14 protein-coding genes and 5 pseudogenes are annotated in these 21,210 nt (G+C 63.0%); 10 read left to right on the top strand and 9 right to left on the bottom strand.

Going from position 1 to position 21,210, the window contains the following annotated elements:
* Nucleotides 1-29 precede the first annotated feature (29 nt).
* Nucleotides 30-356 carry a hypothetical protein gene (locus ACQ4MM_RS12565; RefSeq protein ID WP_431477677.1) on the top strand — a complete coding sequence of 109 codons (327 nt, stop codon included), beginning with the start codon at nt 30-32 and terminating at the stop codon, nt 354-356.
* Nucleotides 357-667: 311 nt separating this feature from the next.
* On the opposite strand, the gene ACQ4MM_RS12560 is transcribed toward ACQ4MM_RS12565, so the two are convergent.
* The 7 genes and pseudogenes from ACQ4MM_RS12560 to ACQ4MM_RS12530 all read right to left on the bottom strand — a co-directional run bounded on the left by ACQ4MM_RS12560 (nt 668) and on the right by ACQ4MM_RS12530 (nt 11,161).
* On the bottom strand, nt 668-1,093 hold the full coding sequence (locus tag ACQ4MM_RS12560; RefSeq protein ID WP_431477676.1) for a hypothetical protein: 426 nt from the start codon (nt 1,091-1,093) through the stop codon (nt 668-670).
* Nucleotides 1,094-1,164: 71 nt separating this feature from the next.
* Nucleotides 1,165-2,619, bottom strand: a complete 1,455-nt coding sequence (locus tag ACQ4MM_RS12555) for an OmpP1/FadL family transporter (RefSeq protein ID WP_431477675.1) — start codon at nt 2,617-2,619, stop codon at nt 1,165-1,167.
* Between the two features lie 164 nt (nt 2,620-2,783).
* A pseudogene (locus tag ACQ4MM_RS12550) lies at nt 2,784-5,997 on the bottom strand (efflux RND transporter permease subunit).
* A gap of 75 nt (nt 5,998-6,072) precedes the next feature.
* Nucleotides 6,073-9,295, bottom strand: a pseudogene (locus tag ACQ4MM_RS12545) (efflux RND transporter permease subunit).
* A 31-nt stretch (nt 9,296-9,326) separates the two neighbouring features.
* Nucleotides 9,327-9,899: pseudogene (locus ACQ4MM_RS12540) on the bottom strand (efflux RND transporter periplasmic adaptor subunit); the annotation flags it as partial.
* A gap of 129 nt (nt 9,900-10,028) precedes the next feature.
* Complete coding sequence (locus ACQ4MM_RS12535) at nt 10,029-10,514, bottom strand: biotin/lipoyl-binding protein (protein ID WP_431477674.1); 486 nt, start codon at nt 10,512-10,514, stop codon at nt 10,029-10,031.
* A 226-nt stretch (nt 10,515-10,740) separates the two neighbouring features.
* Nucleotides 10,741-11,161, bottom strand: a pseudogene (locus ACQ4MM_RS12530) (divergent PAP2 family protein).
* Between the two features lie 68 nt (nt 11,162-11,229).
* On the opposite strand from ACQ4MM_RS12530, the pseudogene ACQ4MM_RS12525 reads away from it, so the two are divergent.
* A pseudogene (locus ACQ4MM_RS12525) lies at nt 11,230-12,265 on the top strand (DUF475 domain-containing protein).
* The gene (locus ACQ4MM_RS12520) at nt 12,262-12,624 is read left to right on the top strand and encodes a hypothetical protein (RefSeq protein ID WP_431477673.1); all 363 of its coding nucleotides are present in this window, start codon (nt 12,262-12,264) and stop codon (nt 12,622-12,624) included. Before ACQ4MM_RS12525 ends, ACQ4MM_RS12520 begins: the two are co-directional and overlap by 4 nt.
* A gap of 48 nt (nt 12,625-12,672) precedes the next feature.
* Here the strand turns inward: ACQ4MM_RS12520 and ACQ4MM_RS12515 are convergent, their stop codons facing one another.
* Entirely contained in the window at nt 12,673-14,961 is a 2,289-nt protein-coding gene (locus tag ACQ4MM_RS12515) for a hypothetical protein (protein ID WP_431477672.1), read from the bottom strand.
* Between the two features lie 262 nt (nt 14,962-15,223).
* Between ACQ4MM_RS12515 and ACQ4MM_RS12510 the strand changes: the two genes are divergently transcribed.
* The gene (locus ACQ4MM_RS12510) at nt 15,224-15,640 is read left to right on the top strand and encodes a YidB family protein (RefSeq protein ID WP_431477671.1); all 417 of its coding nucleotides are present in this window, start codon (nt 15,224-15,226) and stop codon (nt 15,638-15,640) included.
* 45 nt (nt 15,641-15,685) lie between these two features.
* On the opposite strand, the gene ACQ4MM_RS12505 is transcribed toward ACQ4MM_RS12510, so the two are convergent.
* Nucleotides 15,686-16,663, bottom strand: a complete 978-nt coding sequence (locus ACQ4MM_RS12505) for a serine/threonine protein kinase (RefSeq protein WP_431477670.1) — start codon at nt 16,661-16,663, stop codon at nt 15,686-15,688.
* Nucleotides 16,664-16,729: 66 nt separating this feature from the next.
* Between ACQ4MM_RS12505 and ACQ4MM_RS12500 the strand changes: the two genes are divergently transcribed.
* The 6 genes from ACQ4MM_RS12500 (at nt 16,730) to ACQ4MM_RS12475 (ending at nt 21,207) form a co-directional block, all read left to right on the top strand.
* Nucleotides 16,730-17,419, top strand: a complete 690-nt coding sequence (locus tag ACQ4MM_RS12500; RefSeq protein ID WP_431477669.1) for a UPF0149 family protein — start codon at nt 16,730-16,732, stop codon at nt 17,417-17,419.
* Nucleotides 17,420-17,432: 13 nt separating this feature from the next.
* Complete coding sequence (locus ACQ4MM_RS12495) at nt 17,433-18,116, top strand: crotonase/enoyl-CoA hydratase family protein (protein WP_431477668.1); 684 nt, start codon at nt 17,433-17,435, stop codon at nt 18,114-18,116.
* Nucleotides 18,113-18,256 carry a hypothetical protein gene (locus ACQ4MM_RS12490; protein WP_431477667.1) on the top strand — a complete coding sequence of 48 codons (144 nt, stop codon included), beginning with the start codon at nt 18,113-18,115 and terminating at the stop codon, nt 18,254-18,256. Before ACQ4MM_RS12495 ends, ACQ4MM_RS12490 begins: the two co-directional genes overlap by 4 nt.
* Nucleotides 18,257-18,303: 47 nt before the next feature.
* Nucleotides 18,304-18,636: a hypothetical protein gene (locus ACQ4MM_RS12485; protein ID WP_431477666.1), complete on the top strand. Its 333-nt coding sequence runs from the start codon at nt 18,304-18,306 to the stop codon at nt 18,634-18,636.
* 74 nt (nt 18,637-18,710) lie between these two features.
* The gene (locus ACQ4MM_RS12480; RefSeq protein ID WP_431477665.1) at nt 18,711-19,043 is read left to right on the top strand and encodes a hypothetical protein; all 333 of its coding nucleotides are present in this window, start codon (nt 18,711-18,713) and stop codon (nt 19,041-19,043) included.
* Between the two features lie 58 nt (nt 19,044-19,101).
* Nucleotides 19,102-21,207 carry a TonB-dependent siderophore receptor gene (locus ACQ4MM_RS12475; RefSeq protein ID WP_431477664.1) on the top strand — a complete coding sequence of 702 codons (2,106 nt, stop codon included), beginning with the start codon at nt 19,102-19,104 and terminating at the stop codon, nt 21,205-21,207.
* The last annotated feature ends 3 nt before the right edge of the window (nt 21,208-21,210 follow it).

The raw sequence follows: 21,210 nt of genomic DNA, 5'->3' as shown, positions 1-21,210 counted from the left end.
CGAATCGGGCCAAGCTCTCAGGAGAAACCATGACAACGCATACCTCCCACGCTCCGTCCCTCGACATCAGCGCATGGCGCAACCAATTCCGCATGACCCATACATTCCATCTCTCGCTTGGGACGAATGAACCCGTTGCCGGCCAACTGGAATCGACGCTGAAAAACGCCAACGCACAAATCGAGAAATGGGTGATCTCGCGTCGCGGCGGCTGCTACGACCACTGTATTACTGTAAAAGGTATCGGTGACGAATCGGCGCGCGACTTGCGTTCCGAACTGGCCAGCCTGAATGGAGAGATCAAGGTGCATGTAGAACACATGCTCCATTTTGATAGCGATGCATCGCAGCGTTGATGCGATATCCGTTGCATTCAACCGCCGCAAACGCAATCAAATTTTTGTGAAGATGGTTTTGAGGAGGCCGGCAGGTCTTGTCGCACCAACCGTCCAGGCTGGCGATTGCGGTTACACGTAGAGACGCATTCCACCTGCTGCTCTTGAAATGATGGCCGCGTAAACACGAATGGACCGACCACGACTAGCAGGCAGATAAGCGCAACTATCGCTTTCAAAAACAGGTTTTGACTTCTCTGGATCTTCAAATTCTGCCCCTAAGCAGGATCTTGAACGCCAAGAGCTGAATCATCCCGGCGCGGCCACTTACGTTACTCAACTCGCGTCAACGTGAAGAATCCCAGCTTTTGGCCACCTAACATATCTACGGCGTCGAAGGTTCCGTCGATTCTTGACGCCTCTAACTTTCCGGATAAGAGCAGATATCCATCACATATCGCTGTTCGGCCGACCGTGAGTTGATTGCGGTCCAATTGATAAGCTAGCGGCTCCTTCAATGGGAAGAACTCTTCATCGTAGGCAGCCTCTTCTTCAACAACGATGCGCCTCCATTTCCCGCTCATGCAGGATTCGGATGCCGACTCCGCCGTAAACCTTATCGTGGCGTGAACTTTAACCTCATGTCTCAAGTTCTCCACACGCAAAAACCAGCGAGTACTTGCTTCATGTGCTTGGCTCGCAGTCATCGCGCTTGAAACAAGAACGCCTACCAGCAATTTTTTCAGTAGCGAATTCACATTGATGCCCGACTTGCGCCAATAAAAAAAAGCCGGCGCTAGCGCCGGCTTCTCGGTTCATCCAGGGAGGATTAGAACTTGTAGTTGTACGCCACGCCAACCAGCGACATGTGGGTGCGCCAGGTGCCGACGGTGGTCTCGCCGTTGCCGGTGCAGGAGGCGGCGCCGGCAGGTGCCAGGGTGCTGCACTGGTTTTGGTAGGTGGACGACGCGTCGTCAAATTTCAGGTAGCTGTATGCCAGGTCGATCGACGAGTTAGCAGTTACCTTCCAGTTTGCACCGAAGGAGATCTGCTTGCGGTCCGAATCAGGCAGTGCTGGGTGGCGCAGGGATGCCTTGTCCACTGGGGACTCGTCGATTGCCACACCGGCACGCAGCAGCCATGCGTCGCTCAGTTTGTAATTCATGCCCAGCGATGCGCGCATGGTGTTTTTCCATTGCTGGCGGATCACTTCATCGCCTTCGCCGGTGCCGACGAACTGGATGTGCAGGTCTTCCATGCGGGAATGACGGGACCAGGTCAGGTCAGCCATCACAGCCAGCTTGTCGTCAACTTGGGAGAACACGTTGGCCGACAGGGTTTCCGGGGTCTTGATGTCAACCAGCGCAGGCGAGTTGGTCTTGCGCGAGGAAGCTTGCAGCACTGCGTTCACCTTTGGATCGGTGGTCACGGTGGAGAAGTCCCATACTGCGTCGCCCTTCAGCTTGTGATGGATCGACGAACGGTAGGACAGGCCGAAGCGGGTGTCCTTGGTCAGGCTGAACATGTAGCCCAGGTTGAAGCCTACGCCCCAATCCTTGCCGTCCATGGTGGCGTGGCCGTCTTTGGCAGCTGCCAGGGCTGCTGGGTTGCCACCGCTGGCAACGATCGCTTGCAGCAGGGCCGCACGGCGCACTGCAATCGCAGGGTTGGTGGCGGCGTTCGCGCCCAGGAACATGATGGAGCCTGGCACGTCAACGCCTTGGCCCAGCTTGGCCTTCATGAACTCGGCATCGATACCGAAGCCGAAGGAGTGTTGCTCGTTCAGCTTGAAGGACACGGATGGGTTCAGGGTGACCGACTTCAGGTCGATGCTGGTCAGCGCGTAGCGGCCGGCCCAGTTGTTGTCATAGTCCAGCTTCGCGCCGTAAGGAACGAAGGTGCCGAAGCCGACGGCCCACTGGTCGTTCAGCTTATGGGAGATGTACAGGGAAGGAGCAGCCACCGCGTTTGGCGCGTAGTCGTCCTGGTGCGCTGCGCCGCCGGTCGAGCCGATGTTGGCGAAACGCTTCGAGCCTTCGTCGTCGTAGGTCGAGTGCGGTACAACGGCGGTGATGCCGCCGGAAATCTGGGTACCTTCCAGACGGGACAGGCCAGCTGGATTGGCGAAAATGGTGGAAGCGTCGGCGGCTTCAGCGGTATTCGAGTCCGCAGTGCCTTGGCCGGACACGGACTGGGAACCGAAGCGGTAACCGGATGCGTTAGCGTTCATTGCAGCAGCCGACAGGGCTGCAGCAACCATCAGGGAGAGGTATTTTGGGTTCAAGGTAGGTCTCGGCTGTTCGTTATTGATATATGTATAACCTTGCGCATTTATAAAATGCACAAGGGCACCGCAGTCTACACTAAAACCGTACGACGGTGCTTTTTAATTGAAAATAGTTTAACAAAGTAGGGCCCGAAGGCCCTTTTTCCAGTGAAAAGCTTGAATCAGGCCGTGACCGATTGTCGCTTTCCAGTTACAAGCCAGACCAGTTTCATGACCAGGCGGAATGCCAAGCGGACGAAGATCAGGGTCAGAATTGCTTCCATGAAAGTCAGCACAAAGGCCAGCGCAGAGCCCCAGCGTTCGTCGCGGCGGTGGAACTTGGCGATCATGCGGTCCTTGGCAATCTCGATACTGTCGTAGAAGGTCGGCACAACCAGCAGGGTCAGCACGGTCGAAGTGATGGTGCCGCCAATGATCGCGACCGCCATCGGCGCATAGAACTGGCCGCCGTCGCCCCAGCCGATGGCCACCGGCATCATGCCGGCGATCAGGGCAAAAGTCGTCATCAGGATCGGGCGCAGGCGCATGCGGCCGGCATTCATCAGCGCTTCCTCGCGGCCGACGCCCTCTTCTTCCTGCTTGCGGGCGGCATCGAGCAGCAGGATGGCGTTCTTGGCGACCAGGCCCATCAGCATGATCACCCCGATCAGCGACATCAGGTTCAGGGTACTGCCCGTGAGCAGCAGCCCCACCACCACGCCGATCAGGGACAGCGGCAGCGACAGCATCACGGCGCCCGGCGCAGTGAACGAGCCGAACTGCATCACCAGCACCAGGTACATCAGGCCGATACCCGACAGCAGCGCAATACCCATGGCGCCGAATACCTCGTTCTGGTCCTTACCGGCGCCGCCGACGTCCATGCCGAAGCCCGGCGGATAGCTCATTTCCTTGGCGATCTTCTGGGCATCCTTGTTGACTTCACCGGCCGAACGGCCTTCCACGTTGGCGCTGACCGAGATGGTCCGCATGCCGTTCAAGTGGCGGATGGCAGCCGGTCCCTTGCCCATGGTGATGTGGGCGATCTGGTCCAGCGGCACCATCTGGCCGGTGCCCGGCACGCTGATCGGCAGGCGCTCGATGTTTTCCAGGCTGAGACGGTCCAGCGGATGCAGGCGTACGGCCACGTCGCGGGTTTCGCCGGTCGGATCGACCCAGTCGCCCACTTCGATACCGGCGAAGGCCACGCGCAGCGATTGCGCCGCGTCGCCGGCGGAAATGCCCATCGAATTGGCCAGGCCGCGGTTCAGTTCAATTTGCAGCTCGGCCTTCGGGTCTTGCTCGGACAGGCCCACGTCCACCGCACCGGGCACCTGGCGCAGCTTGTCCATGAACTGGCTGGTGATCTCCATCAGCTTGCGCGAATCGGGGCCGATGAAGTCGATCTGCACCGGCTTGCGGCCATTATTGGAGAAGTCGTCGATCACGGTGAATTCGCCACCCACCATGCCGGCCAGCTTCTGGCGCAGTTCGCTGCCGATATTCTGCGCATTGCGCTTGCGCTCGCTGCGCTTGCCGATGTCGACATAGACCGAGCCGCCGGACAGGTTGACATAGACATTAGTGGCCTTCACGTCTTTCACGCCCAGCGCGATCTCGGACACCTTGGACATCTTGCTGCGGGTGTAGGCCAGGCTGGACGAAGACGGGGTCCGCACTTCGACCTTGATCATGCCGATGTCCTGCTTCGGCAGGAAGCTGGTGCCGCCCATTGTCGCCTGCAGCGCGATAGCGCCGACCAAGGAAGCAAAGGCAATCACGGCCATCCAGCGGCGGTGGTGCAGCGCCCACGCGATCACCTTGCCGTAGCGGTCGGCCTGGTGGTCGAACCAGTGGTTGAAATTGTCCAGCGCCTTGCCGATGCCCTTTTTCGGCGCATCGTGATGGCCCGGCGGGTCACCCCAGAAGGCCGACAGCATCGGGTCCAGCGTGAACGAAATGAACAGCGACACCGCTACCGAGCAGGTCACGGTCAATGCGAATGGGCGGAACCACTGGCCGGCCATGCCCGACATGAAGGCGACCGGGATAAACACCGCCATGATCGAGAAGGTGGTGGCAGCCACTGCCAGGCCGATTTCCGCCGTGCCGTTCAGGGCCGCGCTGCGGCGGTCGGAGCCGTTCTGCATATGGCGCACGATGTTTTCACGCACCACGATGGCATCGTCGATCAGCACGCCAATCGCCAGCGACAGGCCGAGGCAGGGTCATGAAGTTCAACGTGAAGCCGCACAGCCAGACCGCGATAAAGGCAGCGATCACGGAGGTCGGCAGCGACAACGCGGTAATCAGGGTGGAACGCCAGGAATTCAGGAAGGCGTACACCACGAAGATGGTCAGCACCGCGCCGAACACCAGCGCTTCGATCACATTATTCAGCGAACGCTGGGCCTGTTCGCCGCCGTCGCGCGTGACTTCCAGCTTGGTGCCCAGCCCTTCCGCGTCCAGCTCCTTGTTGATTTCCTCGGTCAGCGCGCGGATTTTCTTGGCCACCGAAACAGCCGAGGCGTCGCGCGCACGCACGATGCTCAGACCGACGTTATCCTTGTTGGAGCGCAGGCTCACGTTATTGATTTCGGCAAAGCCGTCTTCAATGGTGGCCAACTGGCCCAGGCGCACCAGCTGGTCGCCGCTGCGCTTGACCACCACGTCCTTGAATTCTTCCGGACGCTCGATGCGGCCCACCAGGCGGATCGCCTTCTCTTCCAGGTCGCCGCGTACCTTGCCGACCGGCGCATTGGTGTTCTGCATGCGCAGCGCCTGTGCCACTTCGGCCACCGACACATTGAATTCGCGCAGCTTGTCGGCGCGCAGCAGCACCGACAGTTCGCGCCGCAGCGCGCCGTTGACGTTGACCACCGCCACGCCATCCACCCCGCGATAGCGGTCGGCCAGCTTGTCTTCGGCCACGCGCGAAATCATGGCGTGCGACTGGGTCTTGGAGGACAGCGACAGCTGCATCACCGGTTCCTGGCTGGTGTCGATACGCTGGATCATCGGTTCGCGCATCTCGGTCGGCAGCTTGTAGCGCACCGAGGCGATGGCATTGCGCACCTCGTCCGAGGCTTCGATCAGGTTCTTGTCGAACGAGAACTCGATCTCGAAGGTGGCAACACCCTCGCGGGAATCGGACTCGATCTGGGTCACGCCGGCAATCGACTGCAGCGATTTTTCCAGGCGATTGACCACTTCGCGCTCCACCGTTTCCGGCGAAGCGCCGGGATACGGGATGTTAATGAACAGCATCGGGATTTCGACATCCGGATTCTGGTTCACGCGCAATTTGGACAGGGCCAGCAAGCCCATCGCCATCATCGCGACGATCAGCACGATCATCGCGACCGGGCGCTTGACACTAAAGTTAGATAGAAACATTGATTAACTTTTTGTTAATTTGTGAAGTATCAAAAAAGGGCCCGCGGGCCCTTCCTTGCACCTGCCAAACAGGGATCAGGCGATGTTTGGCTGGCGGCCACGGCCGGTGGCCAGGCCGAACAGTTTCTTGAGCAGGCGGTACACCAGGCGCACGAAGATCAGCGCCAGGATCGCTTCCACAAAGGTCAGCAAGAAGGCCACCGCGGTATTCCAGCGTGCTTCGCGCAGCTTGAACTTGGCGACCATGCTGTCACGGGTGATCTCGATGCTGTCGTAGAAGGTCGGCACCACCAGCAGCGTCAGCAGGGTCGAGGTGATGGTGCCGCCGATGATGGCCACGGCCATCGGACGGTAGAACTCACCACCCTCGCACCATGCCGATCGCCACCGGCATCATGCCGGCGATCAGCGCGAAGGTCGTCATCAGGATCGGACGCAAACGCATGCGGCCGGCATACATCAGCGCGTCTTCGCGCCCAAAGCCCTCTTCCTCACGCTTGCGCGCGGCGTCGAGCAGCAGGATGGCGTTCTTGGCCACCAGGCCCATCAGCATGATGACCCCGATAAAGCTCATCAGGTTCAAGGTGCCGCCGGTCAGCAGCAGGCCCACCACCACGCCGATCAGCGACAGCGGCAGGGACAGCATCACCGCGCCCGGCGCCGTGAAGGAGCCGAACTGCATCACCAGCACCAGGTACATCAGGCCGATGCCGGACACCAGGGCGATACCCATTGCGCCGAACACTTCCGCCTGGTCCTTGCCGGAGCCGCCCACGTCCATGCCGAAGCCTGGCGGGTAGTCCATCTGCTTGGCCAGCTTGCGCGCTTCCCTCGATCACTTCACCGTTCGAGCGCCCTTCCCACGTTGGCCGAGACCGACACCATGCGCTTGCCGTTCTTGTGGCGGATGGTGGCCGGGCCCTTGCCCATGGTGATCTTGGCGATCTGGTCGAGCGGCACCATCTGGTTGGTGCCGCTGACGGCGATCGGCAGGCGCTCGATATTGTCGGGGCTGACGCGATCTTCCGGATGCAGGCGCAACGGCCACGTCGCGGGTTTCGCCGGTCGGGTCGACCCAGTCGCCCACTTCGATACCGGCGAAGGCCACGCGCAGCGACTGTGCTGCATCGCCGGCGGAAATGCCCATCGAGTTGGCCAGGCCGCGGTTCAGTTCAATCTGCAGCTCGTCCTTCGGATCCTGCTCGGACAGGCCGACATCGACCGCACCTTTCACCTGGCGCAGCTTCTCCATGTACTGGTTGGTGATCTCCATCAGCTTGCGCGAATCCGGGCCGACAAAGTCGATCTGCACCGGCTTGCGGGCGCCGTTGTTGATGTCTTCAAGCACCACGAACTCGCCGCCAACCAGGCCGGCCAGCTTCTGGCGCAGCTCGACGCCGATTTCGGTCGCGTCGCGCTTGCGCTCGCTGCGCTTGCCGATATCGACCCAGATCCGGCCGCCCGACAGGTTGACGTAGGTGCTGGTCGCCTTCACTTCTTTGATGGAGTGGGCGATCTGGGCTGCCTTGTCCATCTTGGTCCTGGTGTACTCCAGGCTGGACGAAGAAGGCGTGCGCACTTCGATCGCGATGGTGCCGAAGTCCACCTTGGGCAGGAAGCTGGAGCCGCCAAGGGTGCCTTGCAGGGCCAGCGCGCCAACGAAGGTTGCCACCCGCAATCACGGCCATCCAGCGGCGGTGATGCAGCGCCCAGGCGATCACCTTGCCGTAACGGTCGGCCTGGTGATCGAACCAGTGGTTGAACTTGTCCAGCACCTTGCCGATGCCCTTCTTCGGCGCGTTGTGGTGGTCCGGCGGGTCGCCCCAGAAGGCCGACAGCATCGGGTCCAGCGTGAAGGAAATGAACAGCGACACGGCCACCGAGCAGGTCACGGTCAGTGCGAACGGACGGAACCACTCGCCCGGCATGCCGCCCATGAAGGCGACCGGGATGAACACCGCCATGATGGAGAAGGTCGTCGCAGCCACGGCCAGGCCGATTTCGGCCGTGCCTTCCAGCGCTGCGGTGCGGCGGTCGGAGCCGTTCTGCATGTGGCGCACGATGTTTTCACGCACCACGATCGCATCGTCGATCAGCACGCCGATCGCCAGCGACAGGCCGAGCAGGGTCATGAAGTTCAGCGTGAAGCCGCACAGCCAGACCGCGATGAAGGCCGCCACCACCGAAGTCGGCAGCGACAAGGCGGTAATCAGGGTGGAACGCCAGGAATTCAGGAAGGCGTACACCACGAAGATGGTCAGCACGGCGCCGAACACCAGCGCCTCGATCACGTTGTTCAGGGAATCCTGCGCGTCTTCGCCGCCGTCGCGGGTCACTTCCAGCGAGGTGCCCTGGCCTTCTTCCTTGAATTCCTTGTTGATGTCGTCGGTCAGCTGGCGCACGGCCTTGGCCACCGACACGGTGGACGCGTCGCGGGCACGGATCACGGCCAGGCCGACGTTCGGCTTGCCGGAACGCAGGCTGACGTTATTGATTTCGGCAAAGCCGTCTTCAATGGTCGCCACCTGGCCCAGGCGGATCAGCTGGTCGCCATTACGCTTGACCACGACGTCCTTGAATTCTTCCGGACGTTCGATACGGCCCACCAGGCGGATCGCCTTCTCTTCCAGGTCGCCGCGCACCTTGCCCACCGGGGCATTGGTGTTCTGCATGCGCACCGCGTTGGCCACTTCGGCCACCGAGACGTTGAACTCGCGCAGCTTGTCGGCGCGCAGCAGCACCGACAGTTCGCGCCGCAGCGAGCCGTTGACGTTGACCACGGCCACGCCGTCCAGCGCGCGGTAGCGGTCAGCCAGCTTGTCCTCCGCAATACGCGACAGCACGGCGTGCGACTGGGTCTTGGACGACAGCGACATCTGCATGATCGGGTCGGCCGAGGTGTCGATCCGCTGGATCATCGGCTCGCGCATCTCGGTCGGCAGCTTGTAACGCACCGCGGCAATGGCGTTGCGCACCTCGTCCGACGCTTCGATCAGGTTCTTCTGGAACGTGAAGCGCATTTCGATGGTGGCGCTGCCCTCGCGCGAGGTCGAGTACAGGTCGGTCACGCCGGCGATCGACTGCAGCGATTTTTCAAGGCGGTTGACCACCTCGCGTTCCACCGTTTCCGGCGAAGCGCCAGGATAGGGAATGTTGACGATCAACAGCGGAATCTCGACGTCCGGATTCTGGTTGACGCGCAGCTTGGACAAGGCCAGCAGGCCCCATGGCCATACATCGCCACGATCAGCACGATCATGGCGACGGGGCGCTTGATACTGAAATTGGAAAGGAACATGGTTTAGTTTCCCCGGTTTCCCTGCATTACTTTAGTTGCCCTTGACGGCATCGGCTGGCACAGAGGCGGAAGCAACCGCCTTGTTCATCTGCAGGTCGACCTTCTGGCCGTCGCGGAAGCCGGAAGCCGGGGTGCGCATCACGATGTCGCCCTTCGTCAGGCCGGTCTGCACCTGCCAGTTGCCGCTGCGCGCGTCGCGGGCGCCCATCTGCAACTGGGCTTTGGCCAGGGCCTTATCCTTGATCTTCCAGACGTAGGTGGTGTCGCCTTGCTTGACCAGGGCCGATTCCGGCACCATCAGGGCCGAGGTGGTTTCCGCTTCGATGCGGCCTTCGGCGAACAGGCCGGCGACGCGCGGCAGGTTCTTGTCGGCGAAATCGACCAGCACTTCAACCTGGCGGGTCACCGGGTTGGCAGCCGGGTCAACGCGCTTGACCTTGCCCAGGAAGTTCTGGCCCGGATAACCGTTGATGGCGAACACCACGCCCTGCCCTGCCTTGACCACACCCACCGAGTCGGCGGACACGCGGCCTTCAAAGCGCATCGAGGCCGGGTCGACCACTTTTACCAGTTCCTTACCGATCTGCGCGGTGTCGCCGGCCGAGACTTTGCGTTCGGGAGACGATGCCGTCGAACGGGGCGCGCACCAGGGTGCGGGTCAGCTGCTGGTTGGCGGCAACCAGGCGCGCCTTGGCGGCCGACAGGTCGGACTGCGCATTATTGCGGGCGCACTTCAGCGTCTTCCAGCACCTGCGAGGGACACCATGCCGGACGCTTTCAGGGTTTTCTGGCGCACCAGCACGCGTTCGGCCTGGTCCATCGACTGGGTCGAAGCACGCACCGCTTCCTGGGCCGAGTTCAGTGCGTCGCGCAGCGAAGTATCGTCCAGGCGCACCAGCAGGTCGCCTTTCTTGACCGCTTCGCCGTTCTCTTTCAGCACTTGCATGACCACGGCGCCCACTTCGGCGCGCAGGTCGGCCTTGCGTTCAGGCTGGATCGAGCCGGTAACCACCGGGCCGGAGGACAGGGCATTGCTTTCCACCGTCACCAGATCTTCAGATGCAACCTGCAGCGTTGCCAGCTTCTTCTCATCGCCCTTGCCTTTCGCGTCGGCAGTCGCCGAAGCGCTGGCCTTGCCGGCTTCAGGCGCTTTGTCGGACTTGCCGCAAGCGACCAGCGCGGATGCAACGGCGAGAGCTAATAGGGTTTTACGCAACATGTGAATCTCCAGTTTGGTGGACGGCTTATTTGAATATTGAATGCATACTTCTGCAGCGTGCAAAAGTATCCTTTTACCGAGGGAGAGTGTCAATTCACCGGGGGCCAGAATGCCGGTTTTTAGGGCTGGACTGCAGGATTCGCGGATGAACCGCAAAAATGGTGACTGAACGGCAGGACTGGATTGCTACATTAGTGTAGCAATCCATGGAGGAATTGCTTATTGCTTAGCGAGGAAACAGGGCGAAAACGATATGGCCGATCGCGATGCCGGTGGCCAAGCCGCCGGTGATTTCGATCACGGTATGGCCCATGCGTTCGCGCAGCCATTTATGGTCCGTGGCATCCTTGGCCAGGCGGTTGATCGCCGCTGCCTGGCGGCCGACGTGCTGGCGCAGGCTGTTGGCGTCGATAACCACGATGAAGCACAGCGCGACGGCGACGCCGAAGGCCGGGTGGCCGATGCCTTCGCGCAGGGGCGATCAGGGTGGCCATGCTGGAAACCACGGCACTGTGGTTGGATGGGAAACCGCCATTCCCGACCAGGTTAAATGCCCATTTGCGGGCTTTGATACTGTTAATCAGGAATTTGATCGGACCGACAGTAATCCAGGTCAAAACAGGCGTCAGCAGGTAAGCGAGATCCATTTATAGCGTCCTAAGGTGCAATCCCCCATTATAATCGGCGCACTAACAATATTAATAGCAAGCAAAAAATGAAGCATTTCAGGATTTCGATTATTGTCACCATCATTTTGATGGGGCTGGCCGGCTGGTGGGGCTATAACCATGGCGGCGTTTCCGCGGCGCTGACGGCGCTCTGGATTACCGGTGTGCTGGGGGTGATGGAAGTCTCCCTCTCGTTTGATAATGCCGTGGTCAACGCCTCGGTCCTCAAAAACTGGAACGCGTTCTGGCAGAAACTGTTCCTGACGGTCGGTATTCTCGTGGCCGTGTTCGGCATGCGCCTGGTCTTCCCGCTGGCCATCGTGGCGGCGGCGACGGGGGCTGGACATGATCTCGGTGTGGGACATGGCGCTCAAGACGCCGGAAGAATATTCGCGTCACCTGCTGGGCGTGCATGAGGAAGTGGCAGCCTTTGGCGGCGCTTTCCTGCTGCTGGTTTTCCTGAATTTCCTGTTCGATGAAGAAAAGGACGTGCACTGGATCCACTGGTTTGAGGAAAAAGTCGGCAAATACGGCACCGAGAGCCTGGCCGTACTGCTGACCCTGGTTGCCGTGGTGCTGTGCGTGCAGATGGTGCCCGAAGCCAAGCGCTACACCGTGCTGTACTCCGGCGTGATCGGCACCGCCATCTACGTTGGCGTGGGCTGGATCAGCAGCTTGCTGGAAGAAGAAGGCCATGGCGAAGTCGGCAAGGCGGTGGCCGGCGGCTCGATCGGCGGCTTCCTCTACCTGGAAGTGCTGGATGCGTCGTTCTCCTTCGACGGCGTGATTGGCGCGTTTGCCATCACCAGCGACGTGGTCATCATCATGCTGGGCCTGGCGATCGGCGCCATGTACGTGCGTTCGTTGACGGTGTACCTGGTGCACAAGGGCACGCTGGACGAGTTCATTTACCTCGAGCACGGTGCGCATTATGCGATCGGCATCCTGGCGCTGATCATGTTCGCCAGCGTGAAGTATCACATTCCGGAGTGGTTCACAGGCCTGTCCGGGGTGGCGTTTATCGGTGTTTCGCTGTGGTCTTCCCTCAAATATAAGAAATTGAATCCCCAGGAGTCTGAATGAGCCGTGTGTTGGTGATTGTTGGCGGCCTGCTGGCCGCCGTGGCGCTGCTGTTTGCGGCGTATGTGTGGGTGGCGTTGAGCTATTCGTATTCGGAGGGCGAACGCGCCGGGTATTTGCAGAAGTTTTCCAAGCGCGGCTGGATTTGCAAGACTTGGGAGGGCGAGATTCTGCTGACTTCGATGCCGGGGGCGATTCCGGAGAAGTTTGAATTTACCGTGCAGGATGATGTGGTCGCGTCGCAGATCGCGGCGGCGGCCGGCAAGCGGGTGGTGCTGCATTATGCGCAGCATAAAGGGATTCCGACTTCGTGCTTCGGAGATACGCAGTACTTTGTCGAGTCGGTGAGCGTTCAGCCTTGAACCGGTAAACCTGTGTCAGGCCCTAGGGCCTGACACGCCCGCAAACTGTTAGCGGCCGCGCCAGACGGCGCCGGCGGTTTCCTTCAGCCGCCCGATCACATCGCGTGCCATCGTCTCCGAATGCTCGTCGGCCGGATGCGCCGCCTTGTCTTCCATCGCACTCAGCATATTCTGCGCCGCGTGCTGGCGGCGCGATTCCTGTTCCAGCAGCTTCTTCTTCGACTCCACCATCGCCGCAGTCGTCGCGGTCACGCGGCGCTGCAACTCTGCATGGGCATGAACGGTATCGACCAGGGTCTTCTGCTCCGCCAGCTTGGCCCATTCCGCCTCGTTGGCGGCCACTTCCGCCGCCTCCCGCTGGCGTGCAACTTCCGCCAGCTCTTCCTCGGCATCCGCCCGCGCCTTGGCGGCTGCGGCGGCTTTCTTCTCCAGCTCCACGCGTACCTCGATCGCCTTTGCCGCGCGCGCTTCGGCCGCATTGGCCGCACGCTGCTGCACCAGCTTCTGGTCGATCAGGGCCAGGGTTTCACGTTCCTTGGCGACGAATTCCAGCTCGGACTTGAGCAGCGACTCCTCGGCCGCAACGCGAGCCTGCTCGGCCTTGGTACGCGCGGCCTGCGCCTTCACCAGTTCGCCCGCCAGGCGCGCCTGGGCAGCGGCAGCTTCCGCGGCGGCGGCCTTGTTGGCGGCATCGTATTCGACCTGCTCGGCCATCGCGCGCACGGCAGCCGCTTCCTGTTCGGCCGCCACCTGCAGGCGGGCGTCGGCAGCGGCCTTGCGGCGCGCTTCGACGGCGCCGGCACGTTCGGCATCGACACGCGCCTTGGCAGCGGCAGTGGCCACTTCTTCGGCGGCGATACGCTCGTTCATGGCGGCCTGCGCGGCCTGCTCTGCTTCAGCGCGGCCACGTTCGGCTTCCGCCAGGCGGGCATTGATGGCATCCAGCGCCGCCTGCTCGGCTTCGGCACGGGCACGCTCGGCATCGGCCAGGCGCACGGCGGCGGCGGCTTTTTCCTGGGCCAGCGCATTGGCTTCCTCGGCGGCGGCCAGCTGGACAGCCACGGCATCGCGTTCGATCTTTTCGGCCGAAGCCTGCTCGGCGGCCACTCTGGCGGAGCGCGCTGACAACTGCTGGCGCTCGGCGGCGATGGCGGCGGCGCGCTGGTGTTCTTCGGCCTCGATGCGGGCCTGCTCGGCGGCGGCCTGCTCGGCCCGTTCACGCAGCTTGGCCTGCTCCAGCGTCAGGGCTTCCACGTCCAGGCGGGCACGGGTTTCGAAATCGGCTTGCTGCTCCGCTTCAACGCGGGCCATGGCGATGGCGTGCAGTTGGCGGTCGGTTTCCACGCGGCGCTCGGTGGCGGCCATGATCTGCAGGTCAGCGTCGCGGCGCGCCTGGGCAGCGTCGGCGGCCATGGCTTCGACGCGTTCACGGTGCAGCGCGGCGTCGCGGATTTCCTTTTCAGTCTGCAGGCGCAGGTGCAGCGACTGGGCAGCGCTGCGATCGGATTCGGCCTTGGCCAGCGCGATCTGTTCGCGCTCCTGCTCCAGGTGGGCCAGGGCGCGGGCTTCTTCCAGCGCGCGCACTTCGGCGGTGGCGCGCTTGAAGGCGGCTTCCAGCGCAACCTGGTCGGCGCGCTCGCGCTGGCGGGTCGCCTCCAGCGCTTCGGATTCAGTATTGGCCAATTGTTCGGCGGTCAGGCGCGCGGCGTGGGCCTGGCGCTCGCGCTCGCGCGCAATCGTGGTCATGCGGGCATCGGCGGAAGCCACGCCCACTACTTCGTCGTGGGCGGCCTGCACGGCGGCAGCGCGTTCCACGGCTTGCAAGCGGGCGTGCTCGGCCTGAACCGCCAAGTCTTCGGCGGCCTTGCTGGCCAGTTCGGTCAGCTTGGCTTCTTCCACCACCTGTTCGGCGGCGCGGCGGCGGCTTTCTTCCTCGGCCTTTGCGCGCTGTTCGGCGGCCAGGCGCACCTGGATGTCGGCATCGACGCGGGCACGCAATTCGGCGGTTTCCTGCTTGACTGCTTCCAGGCGGGCCACGCTGGCGGAAGCGGCGGCGCGCAGGGTTTCCAGGCGTTCCTTGTTGACTTTGATGGCTTCTTCGGTGGCTTCGGCGTTCTGTACCGCTGCGGCGGCGGCCGCCGATTCCAGGGCGGCGCGGTCCTCCGCCAAGGCGCGGGCGCGGGCCTCGGCCACGGCGCGCGATTCGGCCGCACATTGCGCCTTGGCCTCGGCTTCGACGCGGGCGATGGCCTCGGTGATCGCCTTCATCTCGGCCTTCTCATGCTCAGCACGCTCGTGGGCGACCGTGTCGGTAGTTGGCGGCAATTGTGCTTGCATGAGGATCTCGCTTGGCTTTGAGGGTGATGTTGCCATTATCGATGAGTCCACGGGCGGCGAAGCGCACGAAGAGGCTGGGAAAAGCCCGCCAATTCTCGCCTTGTCCAATCCCAGCATACGCCAAGTGGGATGCCAGCTGCAATCTGCTTGGCAGACCCGCGATCAGGAGTAGACTAAAAAGCGTGCCCCTTGCAACAACTCACCTGGGGACATCACAAAGTTTCAATTTAAACAATATTCTGTACTTTACCCGGAGGATGCGATGGGAATACTGGATCAGTTGGTGGGACAGGTGACGGGAGCGCTCGGCGCGCAAAAGCAGGATGCGGTGCCGCAAGGCGCCTTGCTGGGCGGCCTGATACAGATGATTGAAGCGAATGGCGGCCTTCCCGCGATTCTTGAAAAAATGAAATCCGGCGGTCTTTCCGACCAGGTTGCGTCCTGGGTCGGGACCGGCGAAAACCAGCCGGTATCGGGCGACCAGATCGCCGACGCCCTGGGCCCGGACCAGGTGCATGCGCTTGCAGCCCAGGCGGGCCTGGCACCGGAACATGCGTCGGCCGGCCTGGCACAGCTACTGCCTCAGATCGTCGATCACCTTACCCCGGACGGCAACGTGCCTCAGAACGAGCTGCTGCAGCAAGGCATCAACCTGTTGAAGAACAAGTTTTTCAACTAGCCAGCAATCAAGCTGGCGCGAATCCGCTGCTCCCGGGCCATTGCATCAAACCGGCCAGAGCGGCGGTTCGTCCATCAGCGCGATCTGCTCGCGCAGTTCGAGGATGCGGTCTTGCCAATAGCGCTGGGTATTAAACCAGGGAAATGCCACCGGGAAGGCAGGGTCGTCCCAGCGGCGGGCCAGCCAGGCCGAGTAATGAATCAGGCGCAAGGTACGCAGCGCTTCTACCAGGTACAGCTGGCGCGGGTCGAATTCGCGCATGTCTTCGTAGCCGGCCAGGATATCGCCCATCTGGCGCACCATGTCGCTGCGTTCGCCGGACAGCATCATCCACAGGTCTTGCACGGCGGGCCCCATGCGGGCATCGTCGAAGTCGACGAAATGCGGACCGGCGTCGGTCCATAAAACATTGCCGCCATGACAATCCCCGTGCAGGCGGATCAATTCCACCTGCCCTGCCCGCTGATAACAGCGCCGGACGCCGTCCAGCGCCTGGTCGACCACCGAGCGCCAGGGCGTTACCAGTTCCGGCGGCAGGAAATCGTTGGCCAGCAGCCAGTCACGCGGCTCTTCACCGAAGGAAGCAAGGTCCAGCGTGGGACGGGTGGTGAACGGCCGCGCGGCGCCGGCCGCGTGGATGCGGCCGATAAAGCGGCCGGTCCATTCGAGCACCTTGGGGTCGTCCATCTCCGGCGCCCGCCCGCCATGGCGCGGGAAGACGGCAAAACGGAAACCCTCGAATTCATGCAGGGTGCGGCCATCGCGCTCCAGCGCCGGCACGGCCGGCACCTCGCGCTCCTGCAGCTCCTGCACGAAGGCGTGTTCCTCCAGGATCTGCTGGTCGGTCCAGCGCCCGGGGCGGTAAAACTTGGCCACCACCGGCGGCCCCTCCTCCATGCCCACCTGGTAGACCCGGTTTTCGTAGGAATTCAACGCCAGCAGGCGGCCATCGCCATACAGGCCGATGGAGGCCAGGGCGTCGAGTACCCGGTCCGGGCTCAGATCTATGAAAGGATGCGTCATTCTCGCTATTGTAAGGGCCAGGGCGTATACTGTCGCCCTTCGACCCAATATATAAAGCGCCAAGCCATGCAACTCGACCAGCCATTGACCGACAAAGAATTCGACGAACTCGACAACTTCCTGCTGGGCGACCAGAGCCCGGAGGATTCCATGACGATGGACCACCTGCATGGCTTCCTGACCGCCATCGCCATCGGCCCGGAGCCGATCACCCCGGCCGAATGGCTGCCGAGCATCTGGGGCGAAGACCGCAAGGATGGCCCGAAGTTCAAGAACCCTAAACAGGAAGAGCGCATCTACAACCTGATCACCCGCTTCATGAACGAAGTGCTGGTGACCTTTGAAGTGGCGCCGAAAGAGTTCGAACCGCTGTTCGTCGAGCACGAGCACGAAGGCAAGGCCCTGCTGAACGCCGAAGCCTGGTGCTGGGGCTTTTGGGAAGGCATGGAACTGCGCGAAGGTTCCTGGGACGAGATCTGGGATTCCGAAGCCGCGCCGCTGATGCGCCCGATCTACCTGCTGGGTGCCGACGAGATCAAGCCGGAAGAACTGGCGGAAGTGGAAGACCCGGTAAAAGCGCACCAACTGGCGCTGGACATCGAAGCCAACCTGCCGGCCATCCACAAATGGTGGGTGCCGCGCCGCAAGACCGGCGTGACCACCGTCAAGCACGAAGAACCGAAAGTCGGCCGCAACGACGACTGCCCATGCGGCAGCGGCAAGAAGTACAAGAAGTGCCACGGCGCTGACCAATAAGCCGGAGCGCCCCATGAGCATTCCAGTGCTGGAAACGGTCACCATCAGCGTCGAGGCCCACATCGCCACCGTGCGCCTGAACCGGCCGGAGAAGATGAACGCCATGAACCTGCAGATGTGGCACGACATCCGCAGCGCCTTCCGCTATGTGGACGACACGCCCGGGATCCGCGTCGCCGTGCTGGAAGGCGAAGGCAAGGCCTTCACGGCGGGCATCGACCTGCAGATGATGATGGGCCTGGGCCAGCAGATCCAGGACGACTGCGACGGCCGCATGCGCGAAGCGCTGCGCCGCATCATCCTCGATCTGCAAGACACCCTGACCAGCCTGGAACGCTGCCGCAAGCCGGTGCTGGCGGCGGTGCACGGCGCCTGCGTGGGCGGCGGCATCGACCTCGTCACCTGCGCCGACATGCGCTACTGCTCGGCGGACGCCTGGTTCTCGATCAAGGAAATCGATATCGGCATGACGGCCGACGTAGGCACCTTGCAGCGCTTGCCGCGCCTGATCGGCGAAGGCATGGCGCGCGAACTGGCTTACACCGCGCGCAAGGTGGATGCGGCGGAAGCCAGGGAAATCCGCCTGGTGAACCGCGTGTTTGAATCACCGCAAGCGCTGCGCGATGGCGTGCGGGCGATTGCCGCCGACATCGCATCCAAGGCCCCCGCTGGCCGTGGCGCGGCGTCAAGGAAATGATCACCTACGCGCGCGACCACTCGATCGCCGACGGCCTCAATTACAACGCGACCTGGAACGCGGCCATGCTGATGTCGGCCGACCTGCAGGAAGCCATGATGTCCAGCATGGCCAAGCGCGCGCCGGCATTCAAGGACTAGGCGCACCTCACGCACGGGCGGCAAAAGCGATGCTATACTCGCTGCCCATGCAAACTCCTTCCACGCAGCAGCTCCGTTCATCGCACCAAGGCAAACGCCTGTGGCGCTGGATGCTTGCGCTGTGCGCGATCGTATTCGCATTGCAGGTATTGGCAGCGTCTTCGCACAGCCACGACCTGGCCGACCAGCTCGATGACTGCGTGGCCTGCCAGATGGCGAGCCACTTCCCGGCCGACCTGCCGGGTACTCCGCCGGCCTTGCTGGCGCTCTTCCTCGCTGTCGCCTACCTGCTGGCGCGCCTGCCAGCGGTGCCGGCACGGTTCTCCTCTCCACGCTACCTGATCCCTCAGCGGCAAGCGCCGCCCTGCATCGCTTCGTGACCTGACGCCCCTGCCCTTTTGCGCGCAGGGTTCCTAGCCACGACTGCGGCCCCGTGCCGCCTTCCGCTATGCATATGACCCGACGCACCGGTGTGCCGTCGCGGCCCGCTGCCCGTACTGCGCTGATCGCCCTGTTGTCGATGGCGCTGCTACTGGCAATCGCGGCCGGACTGCGCCACCGCATATTCCACGCCTGGCCCGAAGCCGCCCGCGATACCGCGCCGGCGCATTCCTGCCTGGCCTACGACGCGGCCACGCTGGCCGAACGCCTGCCAGCAGCCGCCATGGTGCTGGCTGCACCACCGCCGTTGGCCCGGCCTCTGCCCTGCGCCAAGGTGCTGCCGCCCGGCCGCCGCAGCACGATCGCCAGCCTGCCGCGCGGGCCGCCCGCACTCGCCTTGCCCTGACCAATCCATGCGCCGCCTGCCATGGCGGCGCCTTGTTCAAGCAAGACGAGACTGAAAAATGAAGAAGAATTTCCAATTGCGCGCCCTTCCGGGCGCGCTGGCCCTGCTCGCCCTTACAGCTGGAGCCGAAGACCTGCAATCCGTCGATGTCGTGGGCCGCCGCGATTCCGGCAGCTACCTCGCCGGCGACGCGCGAGGCAGCAAGACCGAACTGCCGCTGCGCGAATTGCCGCAAGCGGTACGCATCATGCCGCGCCAGGTGCTGGACGACCTGGGTGCGCTGCGCATCGACGATGCCCTTGATTACGCAGGCGGCGTATCGCGTCAGAACAGCTTCGGTGGCCTGTGGGACAACATCGCCATCCGCGGCCTGGCGGGCGATCCGAACAATGGCATGGCCTTGCTGCTCAACGGCTTCGCAGCCAACCGGGGCGGCATCAATGCACCGCGCGATACGGCGGCAGTCGAACGCATCGAGTTCCTGAAAGGCCCTGTGGCGGCGCTGTACGGCTCCAGTGAACCTGGCGGCACGCTGAACATCGTCAGCAAGCGGCCTTTGTGGCGGCCCGCTTACGCGCTGGACGCCGTCGTCGGCAGCTTCGGCCTGCGCCGCGCGGCACTGGACGCCACCGGCCCGCTGGGCGAAACGCTGGCCTGGCGCCTGAATGCCGCCAGCGAAAAGTGCGACAGCTTCCGCGACCATGTGCAATCGCATCGCACGCTATTGGCGCCGGCGCTGACCATCAAGGCTGGACCGGACACCCGTCTCGAATATCGCGGCGAGCTGCTGCGCCATGTGGGCACGCTGGACCGAGGCATCGCCGCCATCAACGGCGTGCTGGGGGGTGTGCCGCGCGAACGCTTCCTGGGCGAGCCGGCCGATGGCGATATCCGCATCTTCAACAGCACGCAGCAGTTGATGCTGGAGCACGCGCTGTCCGCCCAATGGCAACTGCGCGCGGGCTTGCTGTGGAAGCGCGCCACGCTGGAAGGCTACGCAAGCGAACCGGCAGCTGCGCTGGAAGCCGACCAGCATACCCTGCGCCGCCAGCGCCGCTTGCGCGACTATGCTTCCGACGACCTGGGCGCACATGCCGAACTGGCGGGCCGCCCGGCGCCCGGCCATGAATTATTGTTTGGCGTGGAAGGCTTCCGCTTCGACTATGACCTGCGCATGTCGCGCGCCAGCCCAAGCGCGGCGGCGCCATACGCCATCGACATTCTGGCCCCGCTGTACGGCCAGCCGCAGCCGGTCCCACTGCCATTCACCGACACGCTGGAAAAGCAGCGCAACGTGGCGTTCTACGCCCAGGACACGATGCGCCTTGCCGACCGATGGCGCGTGGTGGCTGGCCTGCGCCACGACCGGCATGAACAAACCCTGGCCAACCGGCGCAACGGCAGCATCGCAGGACAGCAGCCGCATGCCAGCTCGCCCCGCATCGGAGCCAGCTACCTCGCCACGCCCGAATGGACGCTGTTCGCCAACTGGGGCAGCTCGTTCCGCCCCAACACCGGCAACGATGCGCGCGGCAACTCCTTCGCCCCGGAACGCGGCAAGGCCAGCGAGGCTGGCCTGAAGTGGGAACAGTCTGATGGACGGCTTGGCGCCACGCTGTCCCTGTTCGACATCCGCAAACGCAATGCCCTGACCGCCGATCCGGCGCAGCCTTCCTACTCCGTGGCAGCGGGCGAAGTGCGTAGCCGGGGCCTGGACTTCGACCTGGCCGGCCAGCTTGGCCGCAGCTGGCGCGCCAATGCCAACCTGTCCCTGCTCGATGCCCAAGTCCAGCGCGACAACACGCTGGAGCAAGGCGGCCGCCTGCTGAACGTGCCGCGTGTGAATGGCAGCCTGATGCTGGTGTACGAAGGGATGCTTGCCGGGCAGCGCTACGCGCTCGGCGGCGGCGCCACCCATAGCGGGCGCCGCCTGGGCGAATCGCGCACACAGGCGCAGGCCAACACCGGTGCGGCAGCCTTCGAACTGCCCGCCTACACCGTGGCGCGCCTGCTCGCGCACTGGCATATCGCCCGCGGCCTGCGCTTGTCGCTCGACATCGACAACGTTTTCGACAAAACCTACTACACCAGTTCCTACCAACGCACCTGGGTTGCGCCCGGCTCGCCGCGCGCGGTATCGCTCGGGCTGCAGGCTTCCTACTGACCT

Origin of the sequence: Massilia eburnea (assembly GCF_050709955.1) — a bacterium.
In the GTDB taxonomy this organism is placed as follows: domain Bacteria; phylum Pseudomonadota; class Gammaproteobacteria; order Burkholderiales; family Burkholderiaceae_D; genus Rugamonas; species Rugamonas eburnea_A.
This window is presented reverse-complemented; position numbering and strand designations above follow the sequence as displayed.

Excerpts from the sequence above, each read along its gene's own strand:
- ACQ4MM_RS12565 (WP_431477677.1), top strand. The coding sequence starts at position 30 with ATGACAACGCATACCTCCCACGCTCCGTCCCTCGACATCAGCGCATGG.
- ACQ4MM_RS12535 (WP_431477674.1), bottom strand. The coding sequence starts at position 10,514 with ATGTTGCGTAAAACCCTATTAGCTCTCGCCGTTGCATCCGCGCTGGTC.
- ACQ4MM_RS12520 (WP_431477673.1), top strand. The coding sequence starts at position 12,262 with ATGAGCCGTGTGTTGGTGATTGTTGGCGGCCTGCTGGCCGCCGTGGCG.
- ACQ4MM_RS12515 (WP_431477672.1), bottom strand. The coding sequence starts at position 14,961 with ATGCAAGCACAATTGCCGCCAACTACCGACACGGTCGCCCACGAGCGT.
- ACQ4MM_RS12510 (WP_431477671.1), top strand. The coding sequence starts at position 15,224 with ATGGGAATACTGGATCAGTTGGTGGGACAGGTGACGGGAGCGCTCGGC.
- ACQ4MM_RS12505 (WP_431477670.1), bottom strand. The coding sequence starts at position 16,663 with ATGACGCATCCTTTCATAGATCTGAGCCCGGACCGGGTACTCGACGCC.
- ACQ4MM_RS12500 (WP_431477669.1), top strand. The coding sequence starts at position 16,730 with ATGCAACTCGACCAGCCATTGACCGACAAAGAATTCGACGAACTCGAC.
- ACQ4MM_RS12495 (WP_431477668.1), top strand. The coding sequence starts at position 17,433 with ATGAGCATTCCAGTGCTGGAAACGGTCACCATCAGCGTCGAGGCCCAC.
- ACQ4MM_RS12490 (WP_431477667.1), top strand. The coding sequence starts at position 18,113 with ATGATCACCTACGCGCGCGACCACTCGATCGCCGACGGCCTCAATTAC.
- ACQ4MM_RS12485 (WP_431477666.1), top strand. The coding sequence starts at position 18,304 with ATGCAAACTCCTTCCACGCAGCAGCTCCGTTCATCGCACCAAGGCAAA.
- ACQ4MM_RS12480 (WP_431477665.1), top strand. The coding sequence starts at position 18,711 with ATGACCCGACGCACCGGTGTGCCGTCGCGGCCCGCTGCCCGTACTGCG.
- ACQ4MM_RS12475 (WP_431477664.1), top strand. The coding sequence starts at position 19,102 with ATGAAGAAGAATTTCCAATTGCGCGCCCTTCCGGGCGCGCTGGCCCTG.